The sequence below is a fragment of the Nostoc sp. NMS4 genome, from assembly GCF_017115095.1.
Classification (GTDB): domain Bacteria; phylum Cyanobacteriota; class Cyanobacteriia; order Cyanobacteriales; family Nostocaceae; genus Nostoc.
In genome coordinates, this window is record NZ_JABXKI010000348.1 from 1 (window position 1) to 8,095 (window position 8,095).

8 protein-coding genes are annotated in these 8,095 nt (G+C 39.9%); 6 read left to right on the forward strand and 2 right to left on the reverse strand.

The window, feature by feature from the left end:
- The first annotated feature begins 319 nt into the window (after nt 1-319).
- The 5 genes from HWQ37_RS30715 (at nt 320) to HWQ37_RS30735 (ending at nt 3,421) form a co-directional block, all read left to right on the forward strand.
- Nucleotides 320-1,696: a hypothetical protein gene (locus tag HWQ37_RS30715; RefSeq protein WP_292754339.1), complete on the forward strand. Its 1,377-nt coding sequence runs from the start codon at nt 320-322 to the stop codon at nt 1,694-1,696.
- A 12-nt stretch (nt 1,697-1,708) separates the two neighbouring features.
- Nucleotides 1,709-2,122, forward strand: a complete 414-nt coding sequence (locus HWQ37_RS30720) for a hypothetical protein (RefSeq protein WP_292754342.1) — start codon at nt 1,709-1,711, stop codon at nt 2,120-2,122.
- Between the two features lie 11 nt (nt 2,123-2,133).
- Nucleotides 2,134-2,487: a hypothetical protein gene (locus HWQ37_RS30725; protein ID WP_292754345.1), complete on the forward strand. Its 354-nt coding sequence runs from the start codon at nt 2,134-2,136 to the stop codon at nt 2,485-2,487.
- 287 nt (nt 2,488-2,774) lie between these two features.
- The gene (locus HWQ37_RS30730) at nt 2,775-3,032 is read left to right on the forward strand and encodes a type II toxin-antitoxin system Phd/YefM family antitoxin (RefSeq protein WP_292754348.1); all 258 of its coding nucleotides are present in this window, start codon (nt 2,775-2,777) and stop codon (nt 3,030-3,032) included.
- Nucleotides 3,029-3,421 (forward strand): type II toxin-antitoxin system VapC family toxin, encoded by a 393-nt coding sequence (locus HWQ37_RS30735; RefSeq protein WP_292754350.1) that lies wholly within the window; start codon nt 3,029-3,031, stop codon nt 3,419-3,421. Before HWQ37_RS30730 ends, HWQ37_RS30735 begins: the two co-directional genes overlap by 4 nt.
- A 16-nt stretch (nt 3,422-3,437) precedes the next feature.
- Here HWQ37_RS30735 and HWQ37_RS30740 read toward each other — a convergent pair whose 3' ends face one another.
- Nucleotides 3,438-4,658 carry an ABC transporter substrate-binding protein gene (locus HWQ37_RS30740; protein ID WP_292754359.1) on the reverse strand — a complete coding sequence of 407 codons (1,221 nt, stop codon included), beginning with the start codon at nt 4,656-4,658 and terminating at the stop codon, nt 3,438-3,440.
- A 227-nt stretch (nt 4,659-4,885) separates the two neighbouring features.
- On the opposite strand from HWQ37_RS30740, the gene HWQ37_RS30745 reads away from it, so the two are divergent.
- Complete coding sequence (locus HWQ37_RS30745; protein WP_292754353.1) at nt 4,886-6,328, forward strand: MFS transporter; 1,443 nt, start codon at nt 4,886-4,888, stop codon at nt 6,326-6,328.
- A 150-nt stretch (nt 6,329-6,478) separates the two neighbouring features.
- Here HWQ37_RS30745 and accD read toward each other — a convergent pair whose 3' ends face one another.
- Nucleotides 6,479-7,429 (reverse strand): acetyl-CoA carboxylase, carboxyltransferase subunit beta, encoded by a 951-nt coding sequence (gene accD, locus HWQ37_RS30750; protein WP_292754356.1) that lies wholly within the window; start codon nt 7,427-7,429, stop codon nt 6,479-6,481.
- Nucleotides 7,430-8,095 lie beyond the last annotated feature (666 nt).

Consider the following 8,095-nt stretch of genomic DNA (forward strand, 5'->3'; position numbering starts at 1 on the left):
GGCAAAGTCAAAAGAATATTCGAGATATCTTTGCTCAAGCTAAGAAAAAATCTCCACCCTAATTGCTCGTAAAAAATAACTCGTCTTCCTGTTGTTGCGATCGCTTCTAATGGTTCTAAGTATTCGTGGGGTACTCCTGAGTCTCCGTGAAGACACAGCAGCGGTAGCTTACCAGAATATTCTCGATCTGGTTTGACAATCCGATACCATACCTGATGACCACGAAATCAGATAAAACCTTAAAGGGCAGAAGTATTAGACATGGCACAAAAATTATTTGACATTATAATAGTCAAATATACGTAGACAAAAATAGCAAATGGGGATCATCCACCCAAGAATAATTGATTACCACGGCATTTCAGCAACCCAAGCACAGCTAGATTTTGCCATAGCATTTCTAGATGAAGATATTCCCCTTTACGTTGACCCTTTTCTTTTATGGAAGTCTCCCTCACAACAAGACCAATCACTTCATACCTCTATCATTAATTCCTTTAATAACCTAAACTTTCTTGTTCAGAAAGGCAAAATAGATCAGGCTCGTGACAACCTCATTCTTGCATCTGAATGCCAAGAAATTGGACTTGGATTGTCAAAAAAACGAAAAGGTATAAAAATTAGTCGTAACAAAGCAGATGAAATTATCTCTCTATTTCAGAAAATTCCTGAGTATGGAAAATACGGATTTGTTCACTTTGAAGAAATTCAGTTTTATGTAGATGGAATTGCGAAAGATCGGATAAGTGATATTTGTTGTAATTTTATTAAATCATTTCTGATAGACTTTACAATACAACAGTGCGAACAACTAGGAATACCAATTGATAAAGCTGTTGTTTCTGGAGTTTATGACTATCGTAAAAATTCATTTATCCTAGATCAGGAAATTACATTGCCTGTGAATCCTCAAACCAAAGAGCCTTTAATTTTTGTTCCGAAGAGATGGCTGAAATTTTCTCCGTGGATCAACTTTGAAGACTACTTTAAGGATTACTGTCCTCGTGATGAAATTTTTAATCCTGGTGAGCCAGAAGAACGTGTTAAGGTTCTAAACTTTAATAGGAATAATTATGGCATTATTCAGGAATATATTAAGATAAAAGAGCGAACTCAGGATGACTGTAAAAACGATCCGCTCTTTAAACAGATTCCCGTCTTGTCCGCTAAACGAAAATTAGGTGAAATACAAAAGCTACCAACAGGAAAGACGAATGGAGCAGATATTCAATACGAAAATTATATCTGTCAACTTCTTGCGTCGCTTTTCTATCCAGACCTTGACTTTGCAGCAGAACAGAGTCGTACAGAATCTGGAAGACTGATTCGAGACCTGATTTTTTACAATAATAGGTCAATTGATTTTCTTCAAGAGATTTATCAAGACTATGGCAATAGGCAGCTTGTTTTTGAGTTAAAGAACGTCAAGACAATCGAGCGTGAACACATTAGCCAACTTAATAGATATCTTGATTCTGGTCTTGGTAAGTTTGGTGTTATCGTGACAAGAAACCCTCTATCAAAAGCAATGTTCGGCAATATTATTGATTTATGGTCTGGACAAAGGCGATGTATCATTACGCTTACAGATGAGGATATCTCGTTAATGGTTAATATTTTTGAGAGTAAGCAGCGCTCACCGATTGATGTTCTCAAAAAGAAGTATGTGGAATTTCGTCGAGCTTGTCCCTCATGAAGGTAAAAATATATGAACCGTAAAGATGTTGACGAATTTAAAAAACTATCGGTACAACTTCAGAGTATTTATGAGGAACTTTCTGTATTGTCTAAGAAATCTCCCAATGATGCCGTAAATAAATTTAAACTCAACTTTATTAATAAATTGCTTAATAACTCAAATGAATTCCTTAGTCAAAAGTATCGACCTTTTGAAGACTTTTCAGAGTTTGATCCAGATGACACACCACAAAACAGTGATGTAGTTTTAATTCTCTCACAATATTTACAATGTTTTGAAAAGCTGCGTGCAGATAATGTAAAGAGGCAGAGGCAGAGTGGACAATGGTATTGGTTAGTAGATGTTGAAAGAGATGAAACTGGAGATGAATTAGGCAAAGTTTATTATATTAGAACAACTTGCCCAAAACGATTAAGAGAGTAAATGCAATATTTATGAAGACAAAACCTCAAAAGCAGACAAGTAGTGAAAATGTTGAACTGTACGAAATCATAATTCCTCTATTACGTGCTATGCGATCAGAGTTCCAAGAACTGAGCAAGAAGAAGCCAGAGGCTGTGCTCAATAAGAGTAAAATGAAAATTGTTAACCGACTTCTAGAAAGCTGTCGTAAAATACTTGCATCAGAGGCATCATTTGACTATCTTGATCTAATCGATGAAGATGATGTTCCTCAGAATAGTGATGTAGTACTGATGCTATCTCAATACGTTGCTGCCATGAGTCAGTTTCACTCGACTTATTATGGTTCTGATGGTGAAAAGTATCGTTGGTTTATTGATAAATAAATTGCGCTCTCAAAGTTGATCGCTAGTATTTAAGTATAGTTGGCAGTAGATACCCTTCAGTTACTGCATAGCCCTAATTTGCTGATTGATTAGCTTCATTCTGTGCTTTCAGCATCGCCTGCTTTAATGGTTTTTACCCCAATAAGGCGCTGAGAAACTGGTTCTCAAAGTTATTCACGATCGCATCTGAATACTGACCTACTTCCCAGGATGTAGCGGTGATCGCAGTAGGTCTTGGTCATGCCAGTAAATATTGAATAATAGTTCATGCTATCTCCTATTAGAATATGACTATAGTCATGACTACGGTTATTATGAAATCAATTTCCAAAAGTAAACTCAAATCTCAACTTCTTGAGTTCTTACGACTTGTAGAGTCAGAGGGAGAAGAAATTGTAGTTACCGATCGCGGTAAGCCAGTGGTGAAAATTTCCAAATACGCACAAGCGCCTTCAACAGAAGAGTTATTTGGGGAAATACGCGGTAAAGTGAAGTACTTTGAGGATTTAAATACACCAACCACTGAGGAATGGACACAATTGTGAAGATAGTCCTTGACACTTGTGCCCTAATCTGGTGGAGTTTAGATCCAGCCAGACTTTCTGAACAAGCCAAAGAAGTGTGCAACTACATGGAAAGGGATAAAAATGGTCTTGTTCCGTCTATAGCTATATGGGAAATTGCTTTAAAAATCAAAAATAAAAAACTAGATTTAGGAGTCAATCTTAACGAGTACGTAGTAACGCTGAAAAAGTCTAGTACTGTTCAGATTGTACCTATTGATGAAAATACTTGGATGGAAAGTGTCAATTTAGAATGGAGTCATCGAGATCCAGTAGATCGAGTTGTCGTCGCACTAGCCAGAAGTAATCAAGCTGCAATAATTACAGCAGATAAAGAGATAGCAAACTTCTACTCAGAAGTAATTTGGTGAAGGTAAGAAAGATTGTTTACTCCATCGCCCTAATTTGCTGATTAGCTTCATTTTCTGCCTTCAACATCGCTTGTTTTAATGGTTGTTGTCCCAATAAGGCGCTGATAAATTGGTTATCAAAGTTATTAACGATCGCACTTGGATATTTACCCACCTGCCACGGTGTAGCATAATTAACCCCCGCGACTAATGGCGATCGCAGTGGATCTTGGTCATAGCCCAAATTCTTGGCCACTGATTTACGTGTTGGCAAAGCAAACCCTGTTCCTGTCCACTTCTGCATTCCTTCTTTACCCGTGAGATAAGAAATCAACTCCCAAGCTTCGGCTTTATGCTGTGCTTGCTTATTCATCACGTAGGCAACTGTAAAGACCATCGTGCCTTTTTTGTCATTAATCGTAGGCACTTGTGCAGTAGCAAACTCTACTTGGGGAAATGTTTCAGTTAGATAGGGAATTGCCCAGTTACCTTCAATCACCATCGCCACTTTACTTTGACCAAACATTTCACTACCTGAGTTTGTCCCCACATCAGATTTTTGGGCAGAGGAGCGGTCTTTTTGATACTGTTTTACTACCAACTCTAAACCCTGTAAACCTTTCTCACTGGCAAATGTAGCATAACCATTTCGGTCGATGAGTTGTCCACCAAAGGCTTTAATTTTATAAGCTTGACGCGCTAATTCTGGAATTTCCCCAAAGCCGTATTTGTTAAGTTTCCCTGTCAATTGTTGCGAGTATTTACGTAATTCCTCCCAAGTTGCTGGCGGATTACTCAAGCCGGCGGCGGCGAAGGCTTTTTTGTTATAAAACAGCGCCAGGGTGGAATAATCTTTGGGAAGACCGTAAATCTGATTTTGGTATTTGAAACTGTCGAGTAAGGTATCCTCGAAGTCCGCGAGGTCAAATTCGGGGGTGATGTAACTTTCTAACGGTTCTAGGACATTCTGACTCATCAAGAAAGGAGCTTCCAGGGCATCCAGATAAAAAACATCGGGCGCAGCTTCTCCGACCAAACGAGTTTTAATTACATCCATGTATTGGTCGGAAATTACCTCATATTTGACCTTAATAGTTGGATGTTGTGCTTCAAAGTCTTGTAGTACTTGTCTCAAGAGTTTTTGCTCAACGGGAGAGCCTCCCCAACCACTGAGTTTAATGGTGACTGCGCTAGATATTGAGGGTTTGCTTGGCAATTGTAGGCTTTGACAAGCAATAATAGCGATCGCGATCGCCATCACCAATCCCAAAAAATTAAATAATCCTTTATTGTTCACAAACAAATAATAGTCTCTTTCCTCGCTTATAGGTTGTGTTATCAAGGAGTGATATTTTACTTATTTGAAATTTTGGTTGAAAATTGCAAGCTAGAATAACGAAAAATTATCAGCAATGCTAATTAAAGCATACTGAATTCCTCTGCAACCTGATTTATCCGAGGATACTTCACCCATAATCTATGTTTATGGATTCTGTTCAGATTGAAACAACTGCACCATTGAATGTAGAATTTACCCAGATTGCCTCACCACCAACAGCAATTTCTCGAATTCCCAAGAATACTATTCGCACTAGTTTAAAAGCTTCCACTGCGGATTCTGTCTTAGCATCGGTTTACTCTCTTGGAACTGGCGGGATTTTACTCAGCAATTTATTAGTGGAATTGGGTGCTAGTCCAGTGGTATTTGGGATGCTGTCTTCTATTCCCATGTTGGTCAATCTCATTCAGCCGTTGGGTGCTTACTTGTCTGAACGCAGCACCAGCCGCTTTCAATATTCGCTTAGGACACATGGAATTGGTCGGCTGCTATGGCTGGTTTTAGTTATTGGTATTGTAACCGCCAGCTTGGGAGCGATCGCTCCTCACCAGTTAGTCATATTGACACTCTTGATTGTTCTATTCAGTAATCTTTTGGGAGGACTAGGAACTGCATCGTGGCTAAGTTGGGTAGCAATGATCGTTCCCCGGCGATTACGAGGCAGGTATTTTGGAACACGCAATAGTGCTGCGAACTTCACTACTTTGATTTGCGTACCAATGGCTGGATTAGTTGTATCACATTGGTATGGGGGATCTCTACAAGGTTATGGGGTAGTTCTACTAATAAGCATTGTCTTTGGGATTATGGGATTGGGGTGTCAGTATTTCCAGGTGGATATGAATCCGCGATCGCAAAATACTTATTATGGCAAGTTACCACAAACCAGTGAGATTCAATCAGACCCTACAAAAGATGAATCTTCTGAAGTCACTCAATCAACAGACTTATTACTTCTGCCTTCAAGTTCAATTCATCTGCCACAAGATCAGTTAACTAGCAGTATTTGGAAAAATTCTAACTTTTTGATATTTCTGTTGTATTTCTGCTTCTGGAATCTTGCTGTTAACCTCAGCAGTCCTTTTTTTAACCTCTATATGCTGGACACGCTGGATTTGGATGTGAGTTACGTGACTATTTATAACAGCCTTCAGGCGGGGGCGACTTTGCTAATGCTTATTCTGTGGGGAAAATTGGCAGATAAGATAGGTAATCGTCCCATCCTCATCTGTATTGGGATTTTGGTTGGAGTCACACCACTCCTCTGGCTAGGAATTGGTGCTAATCGCCTTGATATCTGGTTGTGGCTACCTCTATTACACATCTTAGCTGGAGGTACTTGGGCGGCAATTGACTTGTGCAGCAATAATATACAATTGGGCATTGCACCAATTAAAAATCAGTCTATCTATTTTGCGATCGCAGCTGCCGTTGCTGGAGTAAGTGGTGCTTTAGGCACAACTATAGGCAGTTTTCTCGTTCAATTTGCTCAGTCTGGAGGCTTATTGGGGTTATTTGCTCTCTCTGGTTTATTCCGACTAATAGCACTTGTTCCGCTCATGTTTCTTCAAGAGCCAAGCAGGAGTTAGGAGTTAGGAGTTAGAAGTTAGGAGTTAGAAGTTAGGAGTTAGAAGTTAGAAGTTGGAAGTTAGGAGTTAGAAGTTAGAAGTTAGAAGTTATGAGTTGTAAATTTTCAACTCATAACTCATAACTCATAACTCATAACTCATAACTTTTGTTTATTCTGCGGCGGTAGAAGTCAAAGACATTGTTTCCCACAAAACCATGTGAGGTGTTGTTAGTACAGGTTGGTGTAGGGCAATCAGTTGGGCTAGAGTGTTTTTTAATTGGGTACGGGATACGATATCATCAACAAAACCGTGCTGGAGCAAATCTTCAGCAGTCTGGAAATTTTCGGGTAGTTTTTCCCGCAGGGTTTGCTCAATCACTCGCCGACCTGCAAAACCAATGGTTGCCTTGGGTTCTGCCAAAATTAGATCGCCTAACATTGCAAAACTTGCGGTAACGCCGCCCGTTGTCGGATTGGTCAAAACGGGAATATATAATAGTCGGGCATCTTTATGGCGCTGTAAGGCTGCGGAGATTTTCGCCATCTGCATCAAAGAGAGCATTCCTTCTTGCATTCTCGCGCCGCCGGAGGTGCAGACGATAACTACAGGATAGCGTCGTTGAGTGGCTTGCTCAATCATCCGGGTCAGCCTTTCTCCCACGACCGAACCCATACTACCACCCATAAAACGGAAATCCATAACCCCAAGGGCAATGGGCAAACCATTAATTTGACCTAAACCAGTTCTAACTGCGTCTATTAAGCCAATTTTATCTTGTGTTTCCCGGAGGCGATCGCTATATAGTTTGCGATCGCGAAATTCTAGCGGATCGGTTGGACGCAAATGCTCGTCCATCGGTTTCCAAGTATTATGATCTATCAATTGACGGATGCGCTCATCGCTATCTACCCGATTGTGATGACCACATTCGACACAAACCATCTGATTGGCTTTCAGGTCTTTTGTATATGCCAACACGCCACACTTAGAACATTTGTGCCACAAACCATCCGCAATTTCACGCTCTTGGCGTTCGAGACTGGTAGATCCTGACTTTCGCCGATTTGCAAACCAATCAAATAGAGACTTTAAACCACGTGATTCTTCGTTGTTAGCCATTTTTTATTTTTTTTTAAGTGGGTATGAGGTCAGAAACATATCAAACCGTATTGGGTTGTCCTTAGTCATTAGTCATTAGTCTTTAATTAATTACCCTTTGGGTGATGCTTCTACGTCGCTAACGCCAGTTGCTCATGGGGAGGACACTGACTTGAAGGAAGTGGCGTAGAAACTTCCCTTCTCTACGAGACGCTTTGCGAATGTAAAGCGTCTCGTAGAGAAGACGCTAGCCTCTCCCTTTAGGAGAAGCCCGTACTAGGGTGACTAATGGCCTAGTCGTTAAACTAGGCTTTTAAGCAATTCAGACCTTAATTTTGATCTTTGGTTGCCAGCTTAACGAAAATACTTATACCAATACAAGTCTCTTGCTCTTTTTTTCAGCAGACTTAATTATATGGACGTACTGACAAAGCCATGAGAATACCAACCTCCAAATAAGATTTTTTCCCCTTCCACCCAAATCAATTATTTGTATTGCTAGGTTCTGAACAATCAGCATTTGTTGTAGTACTTGCGCTTATCAACGGTTAATCGTCGTTAAGAGGGTAATACAAGTCACAAGCTGAATTTTATCAAAATCTGAAAGCCAGATGGGGTAATGTTGGTTACAGTCACAAATTATAAATATTTCTTATGAAAGGAGTTAGGAGTTAGGAGTTAGGAGTT

Excerpts from the sequence above, each read along its gene's own strand:
- HWQ37_RS30715 (WP_292754339.1), top strand. The coding sequence starts at position 320 with ATGGGGATCATCCACCCAAGAATAATTGATTACCACGGCATTTCAGCA.
- HWQ37_RS30720 (WP_292754342.1), top strand. The coding sequence starts at position 1,709 with ATGAACCGTAAAGATGTTGACGAATTTAAAAAACTATCGGTACAACTT.
- HWQ37_RS30725 (WP_292754345.1), top strand. The coding sequence starts at position 2,134 with ATGAAGACAAAACCTCAAAAGCAGACAAGTAGTGAAAATGTTGAACTG.
- HWQ37_RS30730 (WP_292754348.1), top strand. The coding sequence starts at position 2,775 with ATGACTATAGTCATGACTACGGTTATTATGAAATCAATTTCCAAAAGT.
- HWQ37_RS30740 (WP_292754359.1), bottom strand. The coding sequence starts at position 4,658 with ATGGCGATCGCGATCGCTATTATTGCTTGTCAAAGCCTACAATTGCCA.
- HWQ37_RS30745 (WP_292754353.1), top strand. The coding sequence starts at position 4,886 with ATGGATTCTGTTCAGATTGAAACAACTGCACCATTGAATGTAGAATTT.
- accD (WP_292754356.1), bottom strand. The coding sequence starts at position 7,429 with ATGGCTAACAACGAAGAATCACGTGGTTTAAAGTCTCTATTTGATTGG.